Consider the following 25085-nt stretch of genomic DNA (forward strand, 5'->3'; position numbering starts at 1 on the left):
ATACGATCAGGGTGTGGCCCGGTTGCGCGCGTTGCTGGTAGCCGGAGTGGCGATCGCGCTGCTCGGCGGCCTCGCGCTGGTCGCAGCCCCGCCGGCGCGGCAGGAGGCCGTCCAGCCGCCACCGGTGACCCAGTCCTCGGCCCCGCCGAACCAGGGCGCCGTCGCACCCCCGTCGGGTGAACGTGCCCAAGCGGCCCAGTCCATGTTGCGCGCGCGGGCCGAGGCCCTGCTGCGGCGCGACGAGCAAGCTTTCATGGCGAGCGTCGACCCGCACGCCGAACCCGCGTTCCGCGACGCGCAACGCGCCCTGTTCGCCAACCTCGCCAAAGTGCCGGTGCGGGAGTGGTCCTACACCCTTCAGCCGCTGCGGTCGCTGGATCCGTCCGTGCTGCCGAACGTCCCCGGCGCGCAGGAACTGTGGGCGCCGGAGATCGACCTGGTGTACGCGCTGCGTGGCGCGGACCCGTCGCCGACCCACCGGCCGATGGGTTACCTGCTGGTCAAACGCGCGGACGCGTGGTTCATCCGGTCGGACACCGACCTGCTCGGCGTCGGCAGGCGGACCTGGCGCGGGCCGTGGGACTTCGGGCCGTGCGTGGTGGTCACGACCGCGCGGGGTCTCGTGCTCACGCACCCGGCGCGCGAGGCGATGGCCAAGCGCGTCGCGGCCGAACTGGACGGTGCGGTCCAGTCCGTGTCCGAGGTGTGGCCCACCGGGTGGACGAAGCAGGCCGTCGTGATCCTGCCGGACTCCAACGACGAGATGAAAGCGCTGGTCGGGCCCAACTTCCCGGTGGAGTCCGTCGTGGCGGTCTCGGTCGCCGACCGGGTGGACACCGACCGCGGGATCGCCGAGGGCCAGCGGGTCGTGATGAGCGCGACCTCGGCCGACGCGTTGTCGGTGACCGCGCTGCGGATCGTGCTGCGGCACGAGTTCACCCACATCGCCGCCCGCGGCTCCACAGTGGATGGCTCACCGATGTGGGTGCTCGAGGGGTTCGCCGACTACGTCGGCTACCGCGACAGCGGCATCCCGCTCGCCCAGGCCGCGCCCGACCTGAACGCGTCCATGCTGACCAGCGGCCCGCCCGCCAAGCTGCCGTCCGACGAGGAGTTCCGCGGCCAGGGCCGCACGCTGGACATGGCGTACCAGAAGTCGTTCTCGGTCGCCCGGTTCGTCGCGGACAAGCTCGGCGAGCAGAAGCTGATCGAGCTCTACCGGGTGCTGGCCAAGGCGGGCCGGGTCGGTCCGGACAAGATCGACGAACTGCTGCTCCCGGTGGTCGGGCTGAACGCGGAGCAGTTCGTCGCGGGCTGGCAGGAATACCTGCGCGAGACCCTCGGATAGGGTGCTCGGGTGGCTCGGACCCTTCTGGTGACCAACGACTTCCCGCCGCGGCCCGGTGGCATCCAGGCCTACCTGCAGGCGCTGGCGACCAGGCTGCCCGCCGGGGAACTGGTCGTGTACGCGCCGTCGTGGGACGGCGCGGAGGCGTTCGACGCCACCATGCCCTTCCCGGTGGTCCGGCACCCCACCTCGCTGATGTTGCCGACACCGGACGTGGCCAAGCGCGCCAAGGAGATCCTGCGTGCCGAGGCGTGCACCTCCGTGTGGTTCGGTGCCGCGGCCCCGCTGGCGCTGCTCGGCCCGACGCTGCGCGAAGCGGGAGCACGGCGAGTCGTCGCCTCCACCCACGGCCACGAGGTCGGCTGGTCGATGCTGCCGGGGTCCCGCCAGGCGTTGCGCCGCATCGGGTCCACCGCGGACGTGGTCACGTACGTCAGCAAGTACACCCGGTCCCGGTTCGCGGCGGCGTTCGGCCGGTACGCGGCGCTGGAGTTCCTGCCGTCCGGTGTGGACACGGGCGTGTACCGCCCCGACCCGGCCGGACGCGAGCTGATCCGCAAGCGCCACAACCTTTCCGACCGGCCGACGGTCGTGTGCGTGTCCCGTCTGGTGCCCCGCAAGGGCCAGGACATGCTGATCAGGGCGCTGCCCGCGATCCGCCGCCAGGTGCCCGGCGCCGCGCTGCTGCTGGTCGGCGGCGGCCGTCACGCCGAGCACCTCACGGCACTGGCCAGGCAGCACGACGTCGAAGACAGCGTGGTGCTGACCGGATCCGTTTCGTGGGAGGAACTTCCGGCGCACTACGTCGCCGGTGACGTCTTCGCCATGCCGTGCCGCACCCGCGGCGGCGGATTGGACGTGGAAGGCCTGGGAATCGTGTTCCTCGAGGCGTCCGCGTGCGGATTGCCCGTGGTGGCCGGTGATTCCGGTGGCGCGCCGGAAACCGTCCAGGAAGGGGTCACCGGGCACGTCGTGGACGGTCGCAGCGTCGAGCAGATCGCCGCACGGGTCGGTGGGTTGCTCGCCGACCCCGCGGCAGCGGCCGCGATGGGCCAGGCGGGCCGCCAGTGGGTGTCGTCGGCCTGGCGATGGGACACGCTGGCCAGCCGCCTGTCCACGCTGCTGTCCGGCGAGAACACCCGCCTCTCGGCCTTCCGCGGCTAGCGGGACGCGACGAAGGCCAGAACGGCAGCGCTAGTGCCGCCCGTTGGCGACATCCCGAGCCAGGGTCGCGGCGCCGACCAGACCGGCGTCGTCGCCCAGTTGCGCGGTGCGGATCCGCGCCAGCGGACGGTAACCGGAACCGGTGACCAGGTCGCGGTAGAGCTCGCGGGCGTCGTCGAGGAACAGCGGCGCCGACTCCGACACGCCACCGGCGATCACGATGACCTCCGGGTCGTAGATGTCCGCGACCAGCGCCAGGCCCTCGCCGAGCCACCTGGCCAGTTCGGCCATCGCCCGCAACGCCACCGGGTCGCCGTCACGTGCGGCACCGGCGACCTTCCGGCCGGTGATGGACCGGGCGTCGCCCGCGGCCTCACGCGCGAGCACGGTCGACTGGCCGGGATGCCCGGCGAGCAGCTCGATCGCGGTCGCGCTCAACGCCGTGCCGCTGCAATACCGTTCCCAGCAGCCCGACTTGCCGCACGAACACGGCCTGCCGTTGGGTACGACCCGCAGATGCCCCAGTTCGGGCGCCACACCGTGCGCACCGCGGAAGATCTTGCCGTCCAGCAGCAGGCCACCGCCGATCCCGGTGCCGATGGCGATCAGCGTGGCGACCTTCGCGCCCCGCGCCGCGCCGTAGCGGTACTCGGCCAGTGCCGCCGCGTTGGCGTCGTGTTCGAGCACCACCGGCAGGTCGAGCTTGCGGGAGATCCGGTCCGCCACGTCGGCCCGGCGCCACGCCAGGTGCGGTGCGAACATCACCGTCTTGAGATCCGTGGCCACGAACCCGGCGACGGCGAGACCGACCGCGGAGATGGCGTGCCGCGCGGTCAGCGAACTGATCACCGACACGATCGCGTCGTTGAGGGCTTCCGCGCCCGACGGCGTGCCCACTCGTGCGGTGTCCAGGATGGTTCCGCGTCTGTCGACGACACCAGCCCGCACGCTCGTTCCACCGACGTCGACGCCGACGGTCAGCATCAGTCGCTTCCGTGGCGGTTGGGGCGGCGGAGTTGGATGTGTTGCACCGGCCTATTGTCGCGCCGCTTCGGTTCGGCCGCGCGACCGGGACGCCCCGGCGGGCGGAAACCGGGCATGTGGGGCACACCGGGCTCCCACCGGTCGGCGAGCACGGCCCGCAGCAGCGCCACGATGTCCGCGGCGCGGTCCAGCGTCGTCGCGGCCAGTTCGTTCGGCTCACCGCGCACCAGCGCGCTGATGGCACACAGTGGACACTTGTCCGGCGGGCCGTCGTGCTCGGCCGCGACCTGGTCGAGGTGCGGGCCGAGCCGTTCGGCGACCGCGTCGAGCAGCAGCACGATCTCCTCGAGCAGCCGCGTACCCGGTTGCGCGCTCACAGCGCCGCCCCGGCGAACTGCAGCAGCAGGCCGTCACCGTCCACAGAGGCATCCGCGACCTCGTAGCGCCGCAACACCGCGGGCAACGGCACCAGTCTGCGCATACCGTCCACTGTGATCGCCAAGTCGTCACCGACTCTCGCCAGGTTCACATCGGACTCTTCGCTCAACGGTATCGCGACCCGCAGCACGTAGCCCGTTCCCTCCGGGCGGATCTGCAGCAGCGACGGCGGCCGGGAGGCGTTGGAGCCCAACGGGTCCGCCCGGCCGTAGAGCTCGTCGGCCAGTGAACCCAGCGCTTCGAGCCCGACCGGCTCGGCCGCGCGGTGCTCGACCACGTGCAGCCCGATCGGGGTGGACGCCTTCAGCTCGGCCAGCACCGCGTCCTGCTCGCCGCGCCTGGTCCGCAGCCACGTCGCCGCCGGGCCACGCCGCAGGCCCGCCTTGGGCACCAGCCGGTTGGCGATCATCCCGTCGACGCGGATGTCCCGCAGCGCCAGCGCCGCCAGCGTCCGCTTGCTCTCGGCCACCACCAGCCGCTCCGGCGTCAGCACCAGCCGCACCCCGGTGACCTGGGGATCGGCCAGCATGTCCCGCAGCTCCGCCAGGTGTTCGGCCAGCCTGCCGATCGAGTCCACCCAGCCCTGCCGTCCCACACCGGCGACCATTCCCCGCACCGACCGGGCCGGGAACGCGCGCTGCAGGTAGGTCGCGATCGCGTCGGGCAACGCCAGCAGCCGCAACGTCTCCGCGGTCGGCCCGCAGTCCACCACGACCGCGTCCCACTGGCCGGTTCTGGCCAGCCGCGCCACCTCGGTCAGCGCCAGCAGCTCGTCGAGCCCCGGCACGACGGTCAGTTCCTCGGCGTCCAGCTCGTCCACGCCCGCGCCTGCCAGCACGGTACGCAGCTGCTGGCGCAGCTCGCCCCACGCGGAGTCGACGAGGCCGCGGCTGTCCACGTGCGACGCGTGCAGCCGGGTGTCCACTAGGGAGGGTTCACCGGTCAGCCGCGTGCCGAACGCGTCGGCGAGCGAGTGCGCGGGATCGGTGGACACGACGAGAGTCTCGCGCCCACTCGCGGCCAGCCGCACCGCGGTGGCCGCCGCGAGGGTGGTCTTGCCCACCCCGCCCTTTCCGGTGAACAGCAGGATCCGCAAGGCGGTGGTTACAACCCTTCGGCGCGGCGCTTGAGGTCCTTCAGCGCGATGTCCATGATCATCTTCTCGGCCTTGCGGCGGAACATGCCGATCATCGGCACGGCCAGCTGGACCGACAGCGTGTACGTCACCTTCGTCGCGTCGCCACCCCGCGGCTCGAGCAGGTACCGGCCGCGCTGCGAGCGCTGCATCTGGCCCTTGACCAGGTGCCAGTCCACCGACAGGCCGTCGGTCGACCACTCGTACTCCAGGGTGTAGGTGTCCTTGAACATCCCCGCGTCGATGACGAACCGGACCTGGGTGGCCTGCCCGTCGGCGTCCTCGGCGAGGACCTCGGTCTCTTTCACCGCCCCTGTCCACTCCGGGTACGCGGCGAAATCGGCGATCACGCCCATGATCGTGTCCGCGTCTGCCTCTACGGTGATGGACTGGGTGGACTCGTCGGCCATGCGGGGCAGGCTACCTGGTTGGCTCACCAAGTGAGCACGTGCGGCACCTCGGTGCGCTGGAAGTGACCGACGTTGATGCAGTCGGTCGACGCGAACCGCGTCCGCGCGGACAGCGGCTGGTGCACGTGACCGAACAGCGACCAGCGTGGCCGTTGTTCCACGATCAGATCGCGCAGCGCGTACGAGCCGAGCTCGGTGCGCCGCGCCACGACGTCGTAGGTGAGTTCCGGCACAGCGGGCGGGATGTGCGAGCACAGCACGTCCACATCCGTGAGCTTGCCGACAGAAGCGTTGTAGTCGTCCTCGGTGCGCAGGTACGGAAACCACGCCCCGGTCCGCCGGACACGGCCGCCTGGTGCGAGCAACGCGCCGCCGACGAACCCGAACCGCAACCCGCCGATCTCCGCCACGTCCCCGTCCAGCGCGGTCAGGCCGTCGCGGGCGAACCGCGGCCACAGGTCCGGCACGTCGACATTGCCCGGCGTGGCGTACGTGGGCACGGTCATCGCCGCGAACAACCTCGTGTACTGCTCCAAAAGGGCTTCCTGCACCACATCGGCGGCGTTCTCCAGGCTCGCCCACAGCGAACGGGCGTACTCCGCGAGTTCCTTGAGCTGGCGGTTGCGCCGCAGCCGCGCGAACTCCGACACCTTCTCCGCGCCGAACACGCGGCCGAGGATGCCGCCGCCGTGGTCGTGGTAGTCGACGAAGTCGATCAGGTCGCCGAGCACGACGAGCGCGTCGGCCCCGTCACCTGCCCTCGCCAGAGCCTCCGAGTTGCCATGGATATCGGAGACCACGTGGACGCGCACGACTTCACTCTACGGTTTCCACCCAGGGGGGACACCTGGCCTGCGGCCGTCCTCGAGCACGACCTTGAGGTCGAACGCGATGTTCTTGGCCGCGAACTGGCGACGGGTGGTCTCCCGCCGGATCTCACGCGGCCCGGCGGGCACCGGCAGGTCCGCACGCAGGAAGTAGTGCAGCACGGTGCCGTCGAGCACCGGCTCCAGCCAGACCTCCATCGTCCCGGTCAGCGCACCGCGCACAGTCCACCGCACGCCCTCGTCACCGCGGTCGGCGTACACCTCGAGGGTGAGATCCGGCCACATCGTCCGCCAGCTGTCCCGGTTGGCGAAAGCGGCCTTGACCACGGGTGGTGGCACGGCCAGGAATGTCTCGTCGACGACGTCCACTGCAGGCACGAGTGCATAGTGTCACGAGCGCTGTACTAGGTTCATGTGACGTGCGGGAATACAGTGCGCCGGCCACGATCTCGGTGACCGGGGAAGAGAACCTCACCGACATGGTCTGGGCCAACGCGGATCGCTTCGGCGACACAGTCAGCTTCCGCCGCCTGGTCGGCGGGTCGTGGGTGGACGTGACAGCGCGCGAGTTCGCGGCGCACGTGCTGGCGGTCGCGAAAGGACTGATCGCGACCGGGCTGCGGCCGGGCGACCGGGTGGCCCTGTTGTCCAAGACCCGGTACGAGTGGTCGCTGCTGGATTTCGCGATCTGGACAGCGGGCGGGGTGACCGTCCCGATCTATGAGACGTCCTCGGCCGAACAGGTCGAGTGGATCCTGTCCGACTCGGGCGCGCGGGCGGTGGTCGTGGAAACCGCCGAGCACCGGGCGACTGTCGACGGGCTGGTCGACCGGCTGCCGGAGCTGGGCCGCGTCTGGCAGCTCGACGCGGGCCCGGACATCGCGCCCGCGGTGGACGAGCTGACCGCGCTCGGCGCCGACGTCGACGAGGAAGCCGTGCACGAGCTGCACCGCGGTGTGCGCGCCGACTCCGTGGCCACCCTGGTCTACACCTCCGGCACCACCGGCAGGCCCAAGGGCGTCGAGCTGACCCACCGCAACCTGCTCGCCGAGGTCCGCGCGGACATCAAGGCGTTCCCGCAGTTGCTGAAGTCCGGCAACTCGATGCTGGTGTTCCTGCCGCTCGCGCACATCTTCGCCAGGGCGATCGCCATCTGCTGCGTGTACGCCCGCACCACGCTCGGCCACCTGCCGGACGTCAAGACCCTGGTCAAGGACCTCGGCACGTTCCGGCCGACGTTCGTGGTCGCGGTGCCGCGCGTGTTCGAGAAGGTCTACAACACCGCCAAGCAGCGCGCGCACGCCGAGGGCAAGGGCAAGATCTTCGACATGGCCGAGGCGCTGGCCATCGAGTACAGCAAGTCCGGCGGCAAACCCGGGATCGCGCTGCGTGCCAAGCACTTGGTGGCCGACCGGCTCGTCTACGGCAAGCTGCGCCTGGCCCTGGGTGGCCGCTGCGAGGCGGCGATCTCCGGCGGCGCGCCGCTGGGGGAGCGGCTCGGGCACTTCTTCCGGGGCATCGGCGTCCCGGTGTTCGAGGGGTACGGGCTGACCGAGACGGCCGCCGCGATCGCGGTGAACACCGGCGCGGACTTCAAGGTCGGCACGGTCGGCCGCCCGGTCGCGGGCGCGTCCGTGCGCATCGCCGACGACGGTGAGGTGCTGCTGTCCGGCGACATGGTGTTCACCGGCTACTGGCACAACGCGGACGCGAGCGCCGAGTCGCTCAAGGACGGCTGGTTCCACACGGGCGACCTCGGCACCCTCGACGACGACGGGTTCCTGGCGATCACCGGCCGCAAGAAGGAGATCATCGTGACCGCGGGCGGCAAGAACGTCGCGCCCGCCGTGCTCGAGGACCGGCTGCGGATCCACCCGCTGGTCAGCCAGTGCCTGGTGGTGGGCGACCGCAAACCGTTCATCGGCGCGCTGATCACCGTCGACGACGAGTACTTCCAGTCGTGGAAGGCCCGCAACGGCAAGCAGGGCACGGTGGCCGACCTGGCCGATGACGACGACCTGCGGGCGGAGGTCCAGTCGGCGGTGGACGAGGCGAACAAGGCGGTGTCGCGTGCCGAGTCGATCCGCAGCTTCGTCGTGCTGCCGCGTGACTTCAGCGAGGAACGAGGCGAGATCACGCCGAGCCTGAAGCTGCGCCGCGAGATCATCGCCACCGAGTACGCCGACCGCATCGAGGCGATCTACTCGAAGAAGTGACCGGGCGCTAGACCTGGGCGCCGTTGTCGTCGTCCGGGGTGTTGTTCTGCCGGATCCGCAGCACCACCAGGCCGATCCCCACCGCGGCCGAGACGAGCGCGATCGGCGTGGCCACCCGCGTGGCCAGGCCGATCAGGCCGGGCGCGACCAGCAGGAACAACGCGATCAGCATCAGCACCAGTGCGAGGATCGTCAACGGGCTCGGCTTGGGGATGGGCGGCGGCTCCGGCGGGACGTAGTGGTCGTCGTCCGAGCTCCACGCCCAGTCCATCTCGGTCTCGTGGCCGCGCCAGCCCGCGGTCGCCGGTGCGGCGATCTCCGGCAGGTCGGGCAGATCGGCCTCGCCGGACGGCGGCTTGGCGGGTTTGTCTTGTTTCCCGGGTGGTTCGACGTCCAGCTCGGCAGTGCTGTCGGTGCTGCTCACACCGGCTTCACGGTCCAGGTCGGCCTGCACCGTCGAGCCGAGGCCTTCGCGTTCCAGGTCGGCGACGATCTGCGCGAAGGCGGCGTCGACGTCCTCCGGGCCGTCGGACCCGCCCTTCATGACGCTCTCCCGAGCACCCGACTCCTCCTCGAAGCTCCAACCACGTACAGCCATCGTCGCACGGACTCCGGTTGGGTTGGCCAGTTACTTCCGGCTCTTTTGCGCGTTGTTACCCAAGACAACGACCGGGGACGAGGATGGTCATCCTCCGCGTTGTGCCGGGACGGGCACAGTTCGTAGGCTGTCCGATGGTCTGTCGGTGGTAGTTCATGGCAGGAGGCGCTCTACCCGGTGCTGTACTTCGTGATGAAACACATCCTGCTCGGGCCGGTCCTGAAGCTGTTCTTCCGGCCGACGGCCGAGGGACTCGAGAACATCCCGAAGAGCGGTGGCGCGATCCTGGCCAGCAACCACCTCGCGGTGTCCGACTCGTTCTTCATGCCGCTGGTGATCCCCAAGCGCCGGGTGACCTTCCCGGCGAAGCTGGAGTACTTCACCGAGAAGGGCCTCAAGGGCGCCTTCAAGAAGTGGTTCTTCACCGGCATGGGCCAGATCCCGATCGACCGCACCGGCGGCTCGGCGGCGCAGGCGGCGCTGGACACCGGCATCCGGCTGCTGCGCGAAGGCCACCTGCTCGGCATCTACCCCGAGGGCACCCGCTCGCCGGACGGCAGGCTCTACAAGGGCAAGACCGGCCTCGCGCGGATCGCGCTCGAGGCGGGCGTGCCGATCATCCCGGTGGCCATGGTCGGCACGGACATCGCCAACCCGATCGGCTCCAAGATGTGGAAGCCGACCAAGATCCGCGTGAAGTTCGGCGAGCCGCTCGACTTCTCCCGCTACGAGGGCCTCAGCGGCGACCGGTTCGTCGAGCGCTCGATCACCGACGAGGTGATGTACGCGCTGATGGAGCTCTCCGGCCAGGAGTACGTGGACATGTACGCCGCCAAGGTCAAGGAGATGGAGACCGGGACGGCCAAGCCGGCCGGTGGCGTGCCCGAGCAGCGCGGTGAGCAGCGGGACCGCATCCCCGAGACCAAGGCCGGATGATTCACAACTAAGGTTGTCGGGGTGCCAAGGTATTTCTATGACACGGAATTCATCGAGGATGGGGTGACCATCGACTTGGTGTCGATCGGTGTCGTTGCCGAGGACGGCAGGGAGTTCTACGCCGTGTCGACCGAGTTCGACCCGGCCAAGGCCGGTCAGTGGGTCCGCGAGAACGTGCTGGACAAGCTCCCGGCCCCGGCCGACAAGGCGTGGCGCGACCGCGCGACGATCCGCGAGGACCTGATGGCGTTCCTCAGCCCGCGCGGGGAGAGCGTGGAGCTGTGGGCGTGGTTCGCCGCGTACGACCACGTGGCGCTCGCGCAGCTGTGGGGCGCGATGCCCGCGTTGCCGCGCCAGTTGCCGCGCTTCACGCGTGACCTGCGTCAGCGCTGGGAGGACGTGGGCAAGCCGCAGTTGCCCAACCCGCCGACGGACGCGCACGACGCGCTCGCCGACGCCCGGCACAACCTCGCGCGGTGGAACGTGATCGAGGTCGAGCGGCTGCGCAAGGGTTTCCCCGTCCGGTAGGACCGGCGCCTGTTCTGTCCGATTCCACGAAGTGGGAGCGTTTCCCGCCTGTTAAACGGGACCCGGTTGCTTTACCGATCCAGCCCGTGACACCCTTCACCCATGCGTATAGGCGTACTCACCGGTGGTGGCGACTGTCCCGGGCTGAACGCGGTGATCAGGGCCGTGACCCGCAAGGGCATCGAGGCACACGGCTGGGAGATCGTCGGGTTCCGCAACGGCTGGCAGGGTCCACTCGAAGGCAAGTCGAAGCCCATCGGGCTCGACCAGGTGGAAGACATCCTCACCCGCGGCGGCACGATCCTCGGCTCGTCGCGCACCAACCCGTACAAGGTCGACGGCGGCGTCGAGAAGATCAGGGCGGTCCTGGCGGACCAGGGCATCGACGCGCTGATCGCGATCGGCGGCGAGGACACGCTCGGCGTGGCCAAGAAGCTGACCGATGACGGCATCGGCGTGGTCGGCGTGCCGAAGACGATCGACAACGACCTGGGCGCCACGGACTACACCTTCGGCTTCGACACCGCGGTGCACATCGCGACCGAGTCGATCGACCGGCTGCGCACGACCGCCGAGTCGCACCACCGCGCGCTCGTCTGCGAGGTCATGGGCAGGCACGCGGGCTGGATCGCGCTGCACTCGGGTCTCGCGGGCGGCGCGAACGTGATCCTGGTGCCGGAGCGGCCCTTCAGCGTCGAGAAGGTCGTCGAGTGGGTCGAGCGCCGGTTCGAGCGCGAGTACGCGCCGATCATCGTCGTGGCCGAAGGCGCGGTCCCCGAGGGCGGCGACGAGGTGCTGACCAGCGGCGAGAAGGACGCGTTCGGGCACGTGCGGCTCGGTGGCGTCGGTACGTGGCTGGCCGAGGAGATCGCGCAGCGCACCGGCAAGGAGTCCCGTGCCGTGGTGCTCGGCCACACGCAGCGCGGCGGCACGCCGACCGCGTACGACCGCGTGCTGGCGACCCGGTTCGGTCTGCACGCCGTGGACGCGGTGGCAGCCGGTGACTTCGGTGTGATGGTCGCGTTGCGCGGCACCGACATCGTCCGCGTGAAGCTGTCCGAGGCGACCGCCGAACTCAAGACCGTCCCCCTGGAGCGCTACCAGGAAGCCGAAGTCTTCTTCGGCTGAGAGAATCTCGTGAGTGTTTAGTCCGGTTAGAACCGGACTAAACACTCACGAGGGTTTTTACGGGTCGGTGAGGATGACCGGGCCGTCCGGGGTGACCGCGATGGTGTGTTCCCAGTGCGCCGCGCGGGTGCGATCGGAGCTGCGCAGGCCCCAGCCGTCCGCGTCGGTGGTGAACGTGTCCCTGCCGCCCGCGATGAACATCGGCTCGATGGCGATCACGAGGCCTGCCCGCAGTTTCAGGCCACGACCGGCTTTGCCTTCGTTGGGCACGTGCGGGTCCTCGTGCATCTTGCGGCCGACACCGTGACCGCCGTAGCCCGCCAGCAGTCCGTAGCCGTGCGCGCGGCCGATCTTGCCGATCGCGTTGGACACGTCGCCGAGCCGGTTGCCCACCTTCGCCGCGGCGATGCCCGCGTACAACGCTTCCCGCGTGTGCTCGCTCAGGCGGGCGTCCTGCTCGGCCGGCTCGCCGATGAAGAACGTGATCGCCGAGTCCCCGTGGAACCCGTTGACGTGCGCGCCGCAGTCGATGCTGACCAGGTCGCCCTCTTTGAGCTCGTAGTCGTCCGGGATGCCGTGCACCACCAGGTCGTTGACCGAAGCGCAGATCACGCCGGGGAACGGCGTCGGCGCGAAGTGCGGGTGGTAGTGCAGGAACGACGACTTCGCGCCGTTGGCGGCGATCACTTCCGCCGCGACCGTGTCCAACTCGCGCAGTGACACGCCGGGAGCCGCCGCTTGCTTGGTGGCCCGCAACGCGGCGGCCACCACTTTGCCCGCTTCGCGCATCAGCTCTAGTTCCGCGGGTGTCTTGAGTTCGACCATCACGCTCTCCTGGGACCGGATAACTATCCCAGTATTCTTATCACAGTCAGGGGGTCGTGTAGCCCGCCAGAGCATCCCAGTCGACCACCGGCTCCGCCAGGCCCCGCTTGGCGAGGTACGCCGCCGACTGCTGCTTGGCGCGGGCGACCCAGTCGTACTCGCCGCCGCCTGCCCCTCGTTCGTCCGGCAGCGCGCCGGGGACCCGCTCCGCCGTGAAACGCTCGCCGTCGAACGAACCGATCACCTGAAGTGTAAGCATGCTGCTCGTGTCACCACCCGCGCCCAGGCTGTGCCGGTGCCAGAGCAGGCTCGCGCGTCCCGGCTTGCCGTCGAACGGCTGCAGCGGGCGAACCCGCAAGTCCGCACTTACCTCGGCCCGGACCGAGTACGGGTGGCCCTGGTCGTCGAACGCCGTGAGCACGGCGGTCGGGTAGCGCTCGATCGCGTCCCTGATCTGCTCGGCCATCGGCACCGCCGACGGAGGCGGCGGCTCCAGGACGCCGCCGACCGGTGTCGCGTCGAACACGTGCACTCGCTCGGGCGTGACGTAGATCGGCAGCCGCCAGTAGTACCAATCCATGGTGGCGCGGTAGCCGGGGGAGGCGAACTGGGTGGCGTACTCGGGATTGCGGGAGAACGTGGCGCTCCAGAAGTCCTCGAGCTCCGCGCTGCCGGCAGCGATCTGCGGCGCATCGGCCGTGCCCTGCACCAGCACGGCGGTCTTGCCGTCGAGGCCGCTGCCGGTCAGGTCGGAGTAGAACAGCGACACCCGGCCGTCGCGCCGGATGTTGAACACCTTCTGCGGGAACGCGAGCGGCGTGGTCAGCACGATGTGCCCCTTGCCGGGAACCCAGATCGCGGACATCGGCCGTACCTGCGGCGAGCTGTCCTTGCCGATGGTGGCGAGCTCGACCACCCGCACCTTCGACAGCACCTCGGACACTCGTGAATCGATCAGCATGGCCGGACGCTAAAACCTCAACCGCGGTCGAGGTCAACAGCCGGGCACTATCATCGGATCCATGGTTCGACCACCGCTGACTCCCGAGGACCGCGAACGCGGGGTCCGGCTCGGTGAAACGCTGCGCGCCGCGCGGGCGGGCCGGACCACGGTCGAGATCGCCGCGGCGGCAGGCATCTCGGTGGAGACCCTGCGCAAGATCGAACACGGCCGGATCCCCACGCCCGCGTTCTTCACGGTCGTCGCGATCGCCAAGGCCGTGGACCTCCCGCTGGACAAGCTCGTCGGATGAATCTCGATCCAGCGCGCGCCCGGATGGCACGGCGGTTCGGCCCCGAGGCACACGCGTGGATGGACGCGTTGCCCGCCCGGATCACGGAGCTGGCCGAGCGCTGGGGCCTGAAGGTGGGCGAGCCGTACCCGACGGGCAACTCGTCGGTGGCTGTCCGGTGCGATGACGTCGTCCTGAAACTGTCACCGCAGGTGGACTTCCTCGCCGAACAGGTGCGGGTCCTGCGGATGTACGAGCCGAGCGGCCGCGTGCCCAAGGTGTTCCAGCACGAGGACGGCGCGATGGTGATGGAGATCATCGAGCCGGGCACGTTCGTGACCGAGGCGCCGCCGCCGGCGGAATTCGCCGCGTTGATGGCGGATCTGCACGCGGTCGGTGATCCCGCGATCGCCGAACGGGACATCCGCACGGCACTGGAGGAGTTCTTCGTCCGCGTGGAGAACCGCGGCGTGGACATCGGATCCGCGCGGCAACTGCGGGACGAGCTCGTCGCGACCCAGGACGATGTCGTTCTGCTGCACGGGGATCTGCACTTCAACAACATCCTCGCCGGCCCGCGTGGGCTGATGGTGATCGACCCGAAGGCGTGTGCGGGGGACCGCGCGTTCGACACGATCGACTACGCGATGGCCGCGCCGGATCGCGTGCGGGAACTGGCGGACGCCGCCAGTCTGGACGTCGACCGGATCGTCGCGTGGCGCCAGGTGTTGCACTGGGTAGATTCGCCCCCATGACGGCGATCGAGGACGAGAAGTTCACCGACGAGGACTGGTACGGCGAGGAGTTCGACGGCCGCGCGTACAGGAACTGTTCCTTCCACGAAGTGGACATGACCGAGGTCGTCAACACCGGCAGCACCTTCGAGGAATGCACGTTCGGCAACGTCAAGTTCAACGCGTCGAAGCACTCCAGCGCCGCGTTCGTGAACTGCGTTTTCAAGCGCTGCAACCTTTTCGACACCGAGTTCGACGGGTGCAAACTGGTCGGCAGCACGTTCGCCGAATGCGTCATGCGGCCGATGCGGGTCCGCGGCGGCGACTGGTCGTTCGTAGTGCTGTCCGGTGCGGATCTGCGCGACTGCGTGTTCCGCGACGTGCGGATGCGGGAAACGGACCTGACCGCGGCCGGCTGCGAGAAAGCCGAATTCCTCAACGTGGACATGGCTTCCGCGCAGCTGGACCGGATCCGGCTGGCCGGCGCCGATCTGCGCGGCAGCGACCTGTCGTCGCTCAACCCGTTCGACGCCGAGCTGAAAGGCGCGATCATCGGTGCCGAACAGGCGATGACGATCGCGCGGTCACTGGGTTTCAGCATCCGCTAGAACCAGGGCCGCACCTCACCCCAGCCCCAGGTGGGCATGGGTTCGGGGACAGTGGGATCCACACCGGGGCTGGAGAACATCACGGCCATCCGCGTACCCCATTCCAGGTATCCGACGAACGCGGACCGGAATTCCGCCTCGGACGGCAGACCGACCTCGTCGGCGGTGTCGATCAACAGGTTCACCCAGCGCCTGCGGTGGGTTTCGGTGAGCGCACGGCCGAGGTGCCGGGAAACCATGTGCTGGTGCCCGCCGTGCCGTTCGGAATAGATCTCCGGGCCGCCGAAGATCTCCCCGAGCCAGGCTGCGACGTGCTTCGGGTGATTCGGGTCCATGTGCGCGAAAACCGGTGCCAGCACAGGGTCTTGCGCCACATTCGCGTAGAACGCGGTGAACAGCTTCTCGAACGCCTCGGCGCCGCCTGCCCATTCGTACAGCGTCGGCGCGAGGTCGAGGGGTTTCTCCAGTCGTTTCTCCGTCGCCTGGAAATCCGCCAGCTGCGGGACGTCCTGCGGCGTCGACCAGACGATCCGTAATGTGTACTGGTTCTCGTTGCGCGACAAGTCATATGTGCGGCAATGCGGCGACGCGGACAGCGCACTGGCGGCGGCCCGGCATGCTTTCTCGAAGTCCTCGGTCCGCTCGGCAGGGACGAGGTAATGCGCGTACTCGACAATCACGGGTGCAGTCGACCACTCCGGCGAGCGCCGCTCAAGGGTGTCCCGGTGAGTCGGACACCGGTCATCACGCCGTGTGCGAAGATCACCCGGTCGGGTCATCCCGCTGGTCGGAGCGAAGATCGACCTGCGACACGCCGGTACATCTGGGGGTGTGTTTCCGGCGCTGGCACTACATGTAGGGTCTGCGTCGTCGATGCGACAAGGGAACCCGGTGCGAGTCCGGGACTGCCCCGCAGCGGTGAGCGGGAACGACCGCCGTCATTGAAGCACTGGGCGCGAGCCTGGGAAGCGACGGCCAGTAGGTCCGGGTTGACGCCCGGGTGCCCGCGAGTCCGAAGACCTGTCGCCGACGCGTGCGCCGGCCGGCGCACGCGTGTCCGGAGCCTCGCGGGAAGGCCGGCACGGTGACTTCGTCTTGCCGTGCTTGTTTTCCTGTGCGCCTTCGGTCAGCCGGGCTTACGAGGAGGGGCTGTGACCGCAACAGCTGTGGGGTTTGAGAACCGCGTCCTGGACGCGTGCGCGGGTTTGCCCGATGTGGCTGCCGAGCTGGTGATCGCCGAGGTGGCGCGCAACGTCTACGACGGGATCACCGAACGGGAACTGGACGACGCGCTGATCATGTCGGCGCGCACGTTCGTGGAGACCGAGCCGAACTACTCGTTCGTGTGCGCGAGGTTGTTGCTGGACAAGCTCAAGCGCGAGGTCCACGGCGCGGTGACCGAGGAGAAGTACTTCCACGAGTACATCCGCAAGGGCATCGAGCTCGACCGGATCGACCCGGAACTGGCCACGTTCGACCTCGACCGGATCGCCGCGGCGATCAAACCGGAGCGGGACCTGGCCTTCGGGTTCATCGGCCTGCAGACGCTCTACGACCGTTACCTGCTGCACGAGCACGGCGTGCGTTACGAGCTGCCGCAGGCGTTCTTCATGCGCGTGGCCATGGGCCTGTCGGTCAGGGAGGACGACAGGGAAGCCAGGGCGATCCAGTTCTACGAGCTGCTGTCCAGCTTCGACTTCATGTGCTCGACGCCGACCCTGTTCAACTCCGGCACGACCCGCCCGCAGCTCTCGTCCTGCTTCCTGACCACAGTGGACGATGACCTGAACGGCATCTTCCAGGGATACCGCAACAACGCCCTGCTGGCCAAGTACTCCGGCGGCCTGGGCAACGACTGGACCCCGGTGCGTGGCATGGGCGCGCACATCAAGGGCACCAACGGCCAGTCCCAGGGCGTCGTGCCGTTCCTGAAAATCGCGAATGACACCACGGTCGCGGTGAACCAGTGTTTCGCACCGGAAACCCTGGTCTACACGGCTGACGGGGCCAAGCAGATCCAGGCGATCCAGATCGGCGACATGGTTCTCGGCGTGAGCGGCGTCTACCGCGAAGTGACCGAGGTGATGGCCTATGACCAGGTTGACCCGATGGTCGAGGTGAACGTCAAGCACTCGGCCGACACACTGAAGGTCACCGCGGGGCACCCGTTCCACGCGATCAGGGGCGTTCCGCTGGGGCAGGACAACGCCCGGACGCTCAAGTGGCTGGCCAACGGCAAGGTCGAACCGGAGTGGGTGGACGCGGGCAATCTGGAGAAGGGCGACTACGTCGCCCAGGTGGTGCCCAAGGAGATCGTTCCGGTCGAGGGATTCACCGAGGACGACGCGCGGCTCTACGGCATCCTGCTCGGCGACGGTCACCTGTCCAAGGACGACCAGCAGTGGGGTGTCTCCGGCAACCCTGAGCTGGACACACACCTGGAGTTCGTTCGGACCTATCTGACGACTCGCGGAATCCACTTCTGGGAGAACAGCAGGGACGACACGTACCTGCAGATCCACTGGGCGTTCGGTCGCGGCGTACGGCGGGACCCGGCGACCGGCCAGATCACCGGCGCGGGCGACCCGACGCTACCGATCACCTACGACGATCTGTACGACGAGGACCACAAGAAGCGCGTTTCCCGTAGGTTCGCGCACTTGCCGCACACGCACACCCGGATGCTGCTGCGTGGCCTGCTGGAGACCGACGGCGGTGTGTCCCGCGGCGTCGAGATCTACTTCACCACGACGTCCCGGCCGCTGGCCGCCGATGTCCGCTACCAGTTGCTGCGGCTGGGAATCCCGTCGGCAGGGCAGTACCGGGAACGGGAGCAGGGCCACCCGGGTACGCGATCTGATGGTTCGACGATCTCGTCCACCGGAGTCGTCAAGGCCTTCGACATCCGCGTCCCCGCAGTCCAGGGCATCGCCGAACTCGTCGGGTGCAGGCCGCTGGCCAAACACAACTGGATCGAACACGGCGGGATGGTCTACTCCCGGGTTCGCGAGGTGCGTGAAACCGAGGTTGTCCCCCTTGTTTTCGACCTCAAGGTGGACACCGACGAGTCCTACATGACTGCGGCGGGGCTTGTTCACAACGGCGGAAAACGAAAGGGCGCGGCCTGCGCGTACCTGGAGACGTGGCACATCGACGTCGAGGAATTCCTCGACCTGCGCAAGAACACCGGTGACGACCGGCGTCGCACGCACGACATGAACACGGCCAACTGGGTGCCGGACGAGTTCATGCGCCGCGTGGAGGCCGACGGCCACTGGACGCTGTTCTCCCCGGACGAGGTCCCGGACCTGCACGACACCTACGGCGATGACTTCGCCAAGCGGTACCGCGCCTACGAAGAGGCCGCGCAGCGCGGTGAGCTCCGCGTGCACCGCAAGGTCAGGGCGCTTGACCTGTGGCGGCGGATGCTGACCATGCTGTTCGAGACCGGCCATCCGTGGATCACGTTCAAGGACCCGTGCAACCTGCGTTCGCCGCAGCAGCACGCCGGTGTCGTGCATTCGTCCAACCTGTGCACCGAGATCACGCTGAACACCAGCGCCGACGAGGTCGCCGTGTGCAACCTCGGCTCGGTCAACCTCGCCAACCACGTGACGCCGCAGGGCATCGACCACGCGCGGCTGGAGCGGACCGTGAAGACGGCCGTCCGCATGTTGGACAACGTGATCGACATCAACTTCTACACCATTCCCGAGGCCGAGCGGTCCAACCTGCGGCACCGCCCGATCGGCCTCGGCATGATGGGCTTCGCCGACTCGCTGTTCACGCTGCGGATGCCGCTGGCGTCGGCGGACGCGGTGGTGTTCGCCGACCGCAGCATGGAGGAGATCAGCTACTACGCGATCACCGCTTCGGCCGAGCTGGCGCGTGAGCGCGGCAGCTACGAGTCCTTCGACGGCTCGCTGTGGAGCAAGGGGATCCTGCCGATCGACTCGGTGGCACACCTCGGCGACCACGTCGACGTCGACACGAGCTCCACTTTGGACTGGGCGCCGGTCAGGGACCTGGTCCGCGGCGGTGTGCGCAACTCCAACATCATGGCGATCGCGCCGACCGCGACGATCTCCAACATCGTCGGGGTCGGCCAGTCGATCGAACCGCTGTACCGCAACCTGTTCGTCAAGTCCAACATGTCCGGCGACTTCACGGTGGTGAACGCCGCGCTGGTCAAGGACCTCAAGGAGCGCGGTCTGTGGGACGCGCGGATGGTCGCGGACCTCAAGGTGCACGACGGCGTGCTCGGCCCGGTCGCGCGGATCCCGATCGACCTGAAGGCGCTGTACGCCACGGCGTTCGAGATCGAGTCCGACTGGCTGATCGAGGCGGCGTCGCGGCGCCAGAAGTGGATCGACCAGGCGCAGTCGCTCAACCTGTACATCTCGGCGCCGAGCGGCCGCAAGCTGGACATGCTCTACCGCCTGGCCTGGCACAAGGGCCTCAAGACCACCTACTACCTGCGTTCGCAGAGCGCGACCCACGTGGAGAAAAGCACCCTGCAGGGCACCGACGGCAAGCTCAACGCCGTCGCCGTGCAGAACGTCGCCCCCGTCGAGCCGGTCGCCTGCTCGATCACCGACCCCGAATGCGAGGCCTGCCAGTGACCGTCACCAACGAGCCGCTGATCGAACGCGGCGCGGCCCGCGTGCACGTCGACGACAAGGCGATGATCAACGCCCGTGCCGACGTGAACCAGCTGCTGCCACTGAAGTACCAGTGGGCGTGGGACAAGTACCTCGCCGGGTGCGCCAACCACTGGATGCCGACCGAGGTCTCGATGCAGGCCGACATCGCGTTGTGGCGTTCGCCGGACGGCCTGACCGAGGACGAGCGGTTCGCGATCAAGCGCAACCTTGGCTTCTTCGCCACCTCTGAGTCGTTGGTCGCCAACAACATCGTGCTCGCGGTGTACCGGCACCTGACCAACCCGGAGTGCCGCCAGTACCTGCTGCGCCAGGCGTTCGAAGAGGCCGTGCACACGCACACCTTCGAGTACATCTGCGAATCGCTCGGCCTGGACGAGGGCGAGTTGTTCAACATGTACCGCGAGGTCCCGTCGATCACCGACAAGGCCGCGTGGGCGCTGGACTACACCCAGCACTTGGAGGACCCGACCTTCCAGACCGGAACGCCCGAGAACGACCAGGCGTTCCTGCGCGACCTGGTGGCGTTCTACGTGGTCTTCGAAGGCATGTGGTTCTACACCGGGTTCGCGCAGATCCTGTCGCTGGGGCGCCGCAACAAGATGGTCGGCATCGCCGAGCAGTACCAGTACATCCTGCGTGACGAGTCGATCCACCTGAACTTCGGCATCGACTCGATCAACCAGATCAAGATCGAGAACCCGCACCTGTGGACCGAGGAGTTCCAGGCGGAGATCCGCACGATGCTCGGCGAGGCCTGCGAGCTGGAAGTGGCCTACGGCCGCGACACCATGCCCAACGGCCTGCTCGGCCTGAACTCCGGGCTGTGTGAGCAGTACATGCACTTCATCACCAACCGCCGCTGCGCGCAGCTGGGCCTCGGGCCGGTGTTCGGGCCGACCGAGAACCCGTTCCCGTGGATGTCGGAAGCGATGGACCTGAAGAAGGAGAAGAACTTCTTCGAGACCAGGGTGACCGAGTACGCCTCGGGATCCAGCCTCGACTGGGACTAGGAAGCCGCGCCTGCCGTCGGCCTGGCTGCGAAACCGGGTTCGCCCACCCGGCTTCCACGCCTTGGCCGGACTGCCGGGGCCGGGGCGGGGTGCAGGGGCCGTGGCCGGACTGCCGGGACCGTGGCTTGGCTGGGGGGCGGGGCTTGGCTGCGGGGCTTGGCCGAACCGCCCGGGCTTGGCCGAACAGCAACGGGATCCCCGCCAATCCCCGCCACCAGGGGAGCCCCTGATCTTGATTCAAGCACAGGGGTCTGACAGTTCCGCTCGCTGAGCTTCCGGCTCGGCCACGTCATCGGGTGGTCCAATTGGACCACCCGATGACGTGTTTCCCGGTCCCGAACCGCCCCAAAGGGCAGACTCCCCGTGCGGCCGAGCACAGGGCTGGCCGATGCCTTGTCCCAGGGGGCACCGCCGACGACGCTCATCTGGCTGAGCATCGAAGGAGGTGCCATGCCCAGGAGAAAGCTGGCGCTGATGGTGGCGTCAGCCGTGCTGCTCGCCGGTCTGCCGACGTACGCCGCGCCGGCCAAGGTCGACCCGCCGTCGGTGGATCTCACCCTCGGCCCCGGCGGCAGCGCCACACTGACCAAGAAGGTCACCACCCCGATCATCCCACCGAACCCCGACATCGTGCTGCTCGGTGACACCACCGGCAGCATGATCGACGTGCTGGCGGGCGTCGCGGCCAACGCCGAGGCGATCGCCGGTCAGGTCATGGACACCCAGCCGACCGCGCAGTTCGCGGTGGCGCAGTACAAGCACCACAACGACGGCGCGCTGGCGTTCAGCGTGAACCAGTCGCTGACCGGCAGCGTCGGAGCCGTGCACGCGGCCACCCAGGAATGGGTCGGCCAGGCGGAGGGCGGCGGCATCCCGGCGTCCGACTTCGTCAACGCCCTGTACCAGGTCGCGTCGGGCGCGATCGCGTTCCGGCCGGACAGCAGCCGGATCGTGGCGTGGTTCGGCGACTCGCACTCCGAGGACCCGAGCCTCGGGCACACCATGGGCCAAGCCATCGCGGCGTTGAAGGCCAAGGACATCCGGGTCATCGCCGTGCCGATCGCGGGCACTGACGGCGGCGGCCTCGACAGCCTCGGCCAGGCGAGCGCGATCACGTCGCAAACCGGCGGCGTGATGATGCCCGGCACCTCGCCCGGCGCGGTCGCCCAAGCCATCCTCGACGGCCTCGAGAATCTCGACGCCACCGTGACACACCAGCAGGTGGACTGCGCGCCGCAGCTGACGACGTCGCTCAGTCCCGCGAGCAAGGCAGTCCCGAGTGGACAGGCGGTCGAGTTCACCGAGACCATCGGTGTCAAGGAAGGCGCGAAACCCGGCACGTACCACTGCAAGGCGAAGTTCCTCGTCAACGGCGCGCAGCACGACCTCGTGCAGACGATCACGGTCCGGGTGCCGGGCGTCGTGGTCCACGACGTCCTCACGTACGAAGGCAAGACCGTGAAGATGCCCGTGAAACTGGACAAGGCGAGCACTACCCCGATCACCGTGCACTACAAGACAGTCGACGGCACGGCGACCGCGGGCAGCGACTACAAGGCGGCCGAGGGCGACCTGACGTTCACGCCGGGGCAGCTCGCCAAACAGATCCAGTTGCAGATTCTGCCCGACAGGGACTACGAGGAGGGCAAGGAGACGTTCGGCGTGGAGTTCACGCAGGGCGGCACTGTGATCGCGACGGCGAAGGTCACGATCAAGGAGCACAACGGCGGCTCCTGCGGTGCCAGTGCGATCAGGCTCCTCGACAAGGACGTCGTCGCGGCAGGCTCCGGCAAACACGGCTGTGACACGGACAGCAGCAGCGTCGCGGCCAAGAAGCTCGGTGCGGGCCCGGTGGCCGTCCAGGTCTCCGCCGTGTCCGCGAAGACCGGCAAGGGCGCCTCGTCGACCTCGGTGGGCTCGGTGAAGATCACCGTGCTCGGGCAGGTCGTCGAGATCGGCGCGATCGAATCCCACGCCACGGCCGCCTGCGGTACGGGCAAACCGTCCGCCGGTTCCAGGGTCGGCTCGGTGCGGATCAACGGGTCCGAGGTCGAGGTCGGCTCCGGCCCGGTCACGATCCCGTTGCCTGCCGGGAAGTTGAAGCTCAACAGCACCACGACAACAGCGGACTCGGTGACGCGGCGCGCGGTCACTCTGGACACCGTGCTGACCGATCTGGTGATCGGTGAGTCGCGTGCCGGGTGCGTGAAGTGAGGTGACGGGTGACGCGGGCCGTCCGGCCCGCGTCACTCCTTATTGTCGCCCAGTGATTCCAGCAGGTCCCGGAGCGTGTCCGCCAACGCGTCGTGCTGTTTCGCCGTCAGTACGGCCAGCAGGCGGTGCTCGGTCTCCAGGTGCTCCGGCAACGCCTTCTCGATCAGGTCCCAGCCGTCGTCGGTGAGCGAGACGACGACGCTGCGGCCGTCCTTCTCGCTGCGCGTGCGCCGGACCAGGCCGCGTGCCTCCAGCCGGTCCAGGCGCTGGGTGATCGCGCCGGACGTCACCATGGACGCCTTGATCAGGTCGTTCGGGCACAGCTGGTGCGGCGGCTGCGAGCGGCGCAGCGTCGCCAGGACGTCGAACGACGGCGAGTCGAGGCCGTGCCGGGCGAACGTCTTGTCGAGTTCGGCGCTGACCAGCCGGTTGAGCCGCTTGAGGCGCCCGAGCACGGCCATCGGGGCGACGTCGAGGTCGGGACGGCGGTCCTGCCACTGTTCGAGCACCATGTCGACGTGGTCGGGCATGACACCATGGTAGCCGAGATGTCTTAGCAGTGAGCTAAGTCATGGACAGATACTTTAGCGCTGAGATACATTGTCTTAGTGCTAAGCAATCGGATCGGTCTCGTCCTGGTGACCGCGCTGGCGCCCATGATCTGGGGGACCACCTACTACGTCACCACGGAACTGCTGCCGCCCGACCGGCCGCTGCTCGCCGGGCTGCTGCGGGCGTTGCCCGCCGGGCTCCTGCTCGTCGCCGTCACCCGCCGCCTGCCCGCCGGCGACTGGTGGTGGCGGGCCCTCGTGCTGGGCACCCTGAACATCGGTGCCTTCTTCCCGCTGCTGTTCCTCGCCGCCTACCGGCTGCCCGGCGGTGTCGCCGCCACGGTCGGCGCCATCCAGCCGCTCATCGTCGTAGGCCTGTCCGCGGCCGTGCTCAACGACCGCCTGACCGTTCGCAAGGCGCTGGCTGGGGTCGCCGGTGTGTTCGGTGTGGCCCTGCTGGTGTTGCGCGCCAACGCGCAACTGGACGCGCTCGGCGTCGGCGCCGCGCTCGCCGGGGCTTTCGTGATGGGGACAGGCGTTGTCCTGAGCAAGCGGTGGGTCTCGTCCGCGCCGCTGCTCGCGATCACCGGATGGCAGCTCGTCGCCGGTGGCCTGCTGCTGCTCCCGGTCACGCTGGTCTTCGAGGGCCTTCCCGCAACGGTCACCGGCGAGAACCTGCTGGGGTACGCGTACCTCTCGATCATCGGCGCCGCCGTGGCCTACGCACTGTGGTTCCGCGGGATCCGGGCGCTGACCGCCGTGAACGTCACCTTCCTCAGCCTGCTCAGCCCGGTGGTCGCCACCCTCGTCGGCTGGCTGGCACTCGACCAGAACCTCAGTGCGGCTCAGCTCGTCGGCGCGGCGATCGTGCTGGCGTCGTTGATCGCCGCCCAGACGAAAGGGAAACCCGATGCGGATGACAGTGTTCGGAGCGGGCGGAAACGCCGGGCGCCGAGTCGTGACCGAAGCCTTGTCCCGTGACCACGACGTCACTGCGGTGGTCCGCGACCCGGCCGGTTACCCGGACTTACCGGCTGTCGCCGGTGACGCCGCGAATCCCGATGACGTCGCCCGGCTGACCGAAGGGCAGGACGTCGCCGTCCTCGCGACCCGTCCCGCGGTCGGCAGCGAACAGGACGCGGCGATCGTGATGAAGGCCGTCCTCGCCGGGATCGCACCGGGCGTGCGGCTGCTGGTCATCGGCGGCTCCGGCAGCCTCGTCGCGCCAGGCGGCGGACTGGTCATCGACTCGCCGGAGTTCCCACCGTCGTGGCTGCCCATCGCGCGGGCCTCCGGCGAGCAGTTCGGCGTGTGCCGCGCCGAGACCACAGTGGACTGGGCGTACATCAGCCCGGCCAACGAGTTCGAACCCGGTACGCGGACCGGGAGATACCGGCTCGGCCGGGACGACCTGCTGGTCGGTGCCGACGGCCGGTCGGCGATCTCGATGGAGGACTTCGCGATCGCGCTGGTCGACGAGGCCGAACGGCCACGGCACAGGCAGACCAGGTTCACCGTCGGGTACTAGCTGCTGG

Annotated in this window: 25 protein-coding genes and 1 riboswitch; of the genes, 14 read left to right on the plus strand and 11 right to left on the minus strand. The window is 68.8% G+C overall.

From position 1 onward, the window contains the following. The first annotated feature begins 13 nt into the window (after positions 1-13). Together AOZ06_RS13600 and AOZ06_RS13605 are read left to right on the plus strand one after the other, a co-directional pair. Positions 14-1348, plus strand: a complete 1335-nt coding sequence (locus AOZ06_RS13600) for a hypothetical protein (protein ID WP_054289714.1) — start codon at positions 14-16, stop codon at positions 1346-1348. Positions 1349-1357: 9 nt separating this feature from the next. Then, entirely contained in the window at positions 1358-2512 is a 1155-nt protein-coding gene (locus tag AOZ06_RS13605; protein WP_157233002.1) for a glycosyltransferase family 4 protein, read from the plus strand. Between the two features lie 30 nt (positions 2513-2542). On the opposite strand, the gene AOZ06_RS13610 is transcribed toward AOZ06_RS13605, so the two are convergent. From AOZ06_RS13610 to AOZ06_RS13635, 6 genes are read right to left on the minus strand one after another with little or no spacing between them, the layout of a single operon-like run. Further along, positions 2543-3496 (minus strand): ROK family glucokinase, encoded by a 954-nt coding sequence (locus tag AOZ06_RS13610; RefSeq protein WP_054289716.1) that lies wholly within the window; start codon positions 3494-3496, stop codon positions 2543-2545. After that, positions 3496-3873: a hypothetical protein gene (locus tag AOZ06_RS13615; RefSeq protein WP_054289717.1), complete on the minus strand. Its 378-nt coding sequence runs from the start codon at positions 3871-3873 to the stop codon at positions 3496-3498. Before AOZ06_RS13615 ends, AOZ06_RS13610 begins: the two co-directional genes overlap by 1 nt. Continuing rightward, positions 3870-5030 (minus strand): ArsA family ATPase, encoded by a 1161-nt coding sequence (locus tag AOZ06_RS13620; RefSeq protein ID WP_054289718.1) that lies wholly within the window; start codon positions 5028-5030, stop codon positions 3870-3872. Before AOZ06_RS13620 ends, AOZ06_RS13615 begins: the two co-directional genes overlap by 4 nt. An 8-nt stretch (positions 5031-5038) precedes the next feature. After that, positions 5039-5479, minus strand: a complete 441-nt coding sequence (locus AOZ06_RS13625; protein WP_054289719.1) for an SRPBCC family protein — start codon at positions 5477-5479, stop codon at positions 5039-5041. 23 nt (positions 5480-5502) lie between these two features. Further along, the gene (locus AOZ06_RS13630) at positions 5503-6291 is read right to left on the minus strand and encodes a metallophosphoesterase family protein (RefSeq protein ID WP_054289720.1); all 789 of its coding nucleotides are present in this window, start codon (positions 6289-6291) and stop codon (positions 5503-5505) included. A gap of 9 nt (positions 6292-6300) precedes the next feature. Next, on the minus strand, positions 6301-6684 hold the full coding sequence (locus AOZ06_RS13635) for a hypothetical protein (protein ID WP_054289721.1): 384 nt from the start codon (positions 6682-6684) through the stop codon (positions 6301-6303). 41 nt (positions 6685-6725) lie between these two features. Here AOZ06_RS13635 and AOZ06_RS13640 point away from each other — a divergent pair, with 41 nt between their 5' ends. Beyond that, complete coding sequence (locus AOZ06_RS13640; RefSeq protein ID WP_054289722.1) at positions 6726-8522, plus strand: AMP-dependent synthetase/ligase; 1797 nt, start codon at positions 6726-6728, stop codon at positions 8520-8522. Between the two features lie 7 nt (positions 8523-8529). On the opposite strand, the gene AOZ06_RS13645 is transcribed toward AOZ06_RS13640, so the two are convergent. Then, positions 8530-9120 (minus strand): hypothetical protein, encoded by a 591-nt coding sequence (locus AOZ06_RS13645; RefSeq protein ID WP_157233003.1) that lies wholly within the window; start codon positions 9118-9120, stop codon positions 8530-8532. A gap of 177 nt (positions 9121-9297) precedes the next feature. On the opposite strand from AOZ06_RS13645, the gene AOZ06_RS13650 reads away from it, so the two are divergent. From AOZ06_RS13650 to AOZ06_RS13660, 3 genes are all read left to right on the plus strand, one after another. After that, positions 9298-10056 carry a lysophospholipid acyltransferase family protein gene (locus AOZ06_RS13650; RefSeq protein ID WP_054289724.1) on the plus strand — a complete coding sequence of 253 codons (759 nt, stop codon included), beginning with the start codon at positions 9298-9300 and terminating at the stop codon, positions 10054-10056. 21 nt (positions 10057-10077) lie between these two features. After that, positions 10078-10584, plus strand: coding sequence for a polyadenylate-specific 3'-exoribonuclease AS (locus tag AOZ06_RS13655; RefSeq protein WP_054289725.1), 507 nt, complete (start codon positions 10078-10080; stop codon positions 10582-10584). Between the two features lie 102 nt (positions 10585-10686). Beyond that, positions 10687-11712: a 6-phosphofructokinase gene (locus tag AOZ06_RS13660; RefSeq protein ID WP_054289726.1), complete on the plus strand. Its 1026-nt coding sequence runs from the start codon at positions 10687-10689 to the stop codon at positions 11710-11712. 57 nt (positions 11713-11769) lie between these two features. On the opposite strand, the gene map is transcribed toward AOZ06_RS13660, so the two are convergent. After that, positions 11770-12537 (minus strand): type I methionyl aminopeptidase, encoded by a 768-nt coding sequence (gene map, locus AOZ06_RS13665; RefSeq protein ID WP_054289727.1) that lies wholly within the window; start codon positions 12535-12537, stop codon positions 11770-11772. A gap of 46 nt (positions 12538-12583) precedes the next feature. Further along, complete coding sequence (locus AOZ06_RS13670) at positions 12584-13498, minus strand: pyridoxamine 5'-phosphate oxidase family protein (protein ID WP_054289728.1); 915 nt, start codon at positions 13496-13498, stop codon at positions 12584-12586. 61 nt (positions 13499-13559) lie between these two features. Between AOZ06_RS13670 and AOZ06_RS13675 the strand changes: the two genes are divergently transcribed. From AOZ06_RS13675 to AOZ06_RS13685, 3 genes are read left to right on the plus strand one after another with little or no spacing between them, the layout of a single operon-like run. Beyond that, positions 13560-13790: a helix-turn-helix domain-containing protein gene (locus AOZ06_RS13675; protein ID WP_054289729.1), complete on the plus strand. Its 231-nt coding sequence runs from the start codon at positions 13560-13562 to the stop codon at positions 13788-13790. Further along, on the plus strand, positions 13787-14524 hold the full coding sequence (locus AOZ06_RS13680; protein WP_054289730.1) for an aminoglycoside phosphotransferase family protein: 738 nt from the start codon (positions 13787-13789) through the stop codon (positions 14522-14524). Before AOZ06_RS13675 ends, AOZ06_RS13680 begins: the two co-directional genes overlap by 4 nt. After that, entirely contained in the window at positions 14521-15111 is a 591-nt protein-coding gene (locus AOZ06_RS13685) for a pentapeptide repeat-containing protein (protein ID WP_054289731.1), read from the plus strand. The genes AOZ06_RS13680 and AOZ06_RS13685 overlap by 4 nt, the downstream gene beginning before the upstream one ends. Here AOZ06_RS13685 and AOZ06_RS13690 read toward each other — a convergent pair. Beyond that, positions 15108-15791 carry a group II truncated hemoglobin gene (locus tag AOZ06_RS13690; protein WP_054289732.1) on the minus strand — a complete coding sequence of 228 codons (684 nt, stop codon included), beginning with the start codon at positions 15789-15791 and terminating at the stop codon, positions 15108-15110. The genes AOZ06_RS13685 and AOZ06_RS13690 overlap by 4 nt on opposite strands. Positions 15792-15965: 174 nt before the next feature. Next, a riboswitch (cobalamin riboswitch) is annotated at positions 15966-16153 on the plus strand. Between the two features lie 109 nt (positions 16154-16262). On the opposite strand from AOZ06_RS13690, the gene AOZ06_RS13695 reads away from it, so the two are divergent. From AOZ06_RS13695 to AOZ06_RS13705, 3 genes are all read left to right on the plus strand, one after another. Further along, positions 16263-19733, plus strand: coding sequence for a ribonucleoside-diphosphate reductase subunit alpha (locus AOZ06_RS13695; protein ID WP_054289733.1), 3471 nt, complete (start codon positions 16263-16265; stop codon positions 19731-19733). Then, the gene (locus AOZ06_RS13700) at positions 19715-20785 is read left to right on the plus strand and encodes a ribonucleotide-diphosphate reductase subunit beta (RefSeq protein ID WP_054289734.1); all 1071 of its coding nucleotides are present in this window, start codon (positions 19715-19717) and stop codon (positions 20783-20785) included. The genes AOZ06_RS13695 and AOZ06_RS13700 overlap by 19 nt, the downstream gene beginning before the upstream one ends. Positions 20786-21235: 450 nt before the next feature. Beyond that, positions 21236-22999 (plus strand): Calx-beta domain-containing protein, encoded by a 1764-nt coding sequence (locus AOZ06_RS13705; protein WP_063810033.1) that lies wholly within the window; start codon positions 21236-21238, stop codon positions 22997-22999. A gap of 32 nt (positions 23000-23031) precedes the next feature. Here AOZ06_RS13705 and AOZ06_RS13710 read toward each other — a convergent pair whose 3' ends face one another. Then, a complete protein-coding gene (locus AOZ06_RS13710; protein ID WP_054289736.1) occupies positions 23032-23529 on the minus strand; it encodes a MarR family winged helix-turn-helix transcriptional regulator in 498 nt (165 codons plus the stop codon). A gap of 78 nt (positions 23530-23607) precedes the next feature. Between AOZ06_RS13710 and AOZ06_RS13715 the strand changes: the two genes are divergently transcribed. Continuing rightward, positions 23608-24531 carry an EamA family transporter gene (locus tag AOZ06_RS13715; protein WP_054289737.1) on the plus strand — a complete coding sequence of 308 codons (924 nt, stop codon included), beginning with the start codon at positions 23608-23610 and terminating at the stop codon, positions 24529-24531. Continuing rightward, positions 24509-25078: an NAD(P)-dependent oxidoreductase gene (locus AOZ06_RS13720; protein WP_236952205.1), complete on the plus strand. Its 570-nt coding sequence runs from the start codon at positions 24509-24511 to the stop codon at positions 25076-25078. Before AOZ06_RS13715 ends, AOZ06_RS13720 begins: the two co-directional genes overlap by 23 nt. Positions 25079-25085: the final 7 nt, after the last annotated feature.

This window comes from Kibdelosporangium phytohabitans (assembly GCF_001302585.1).
Classification (GTDB): Bacteria; Actinomycetota; Actinomycetes; order Mycobacteriales; family Pseudonocardiaceae; genus Kibdelosporangium; species Kibdelosporangium phytohabitans.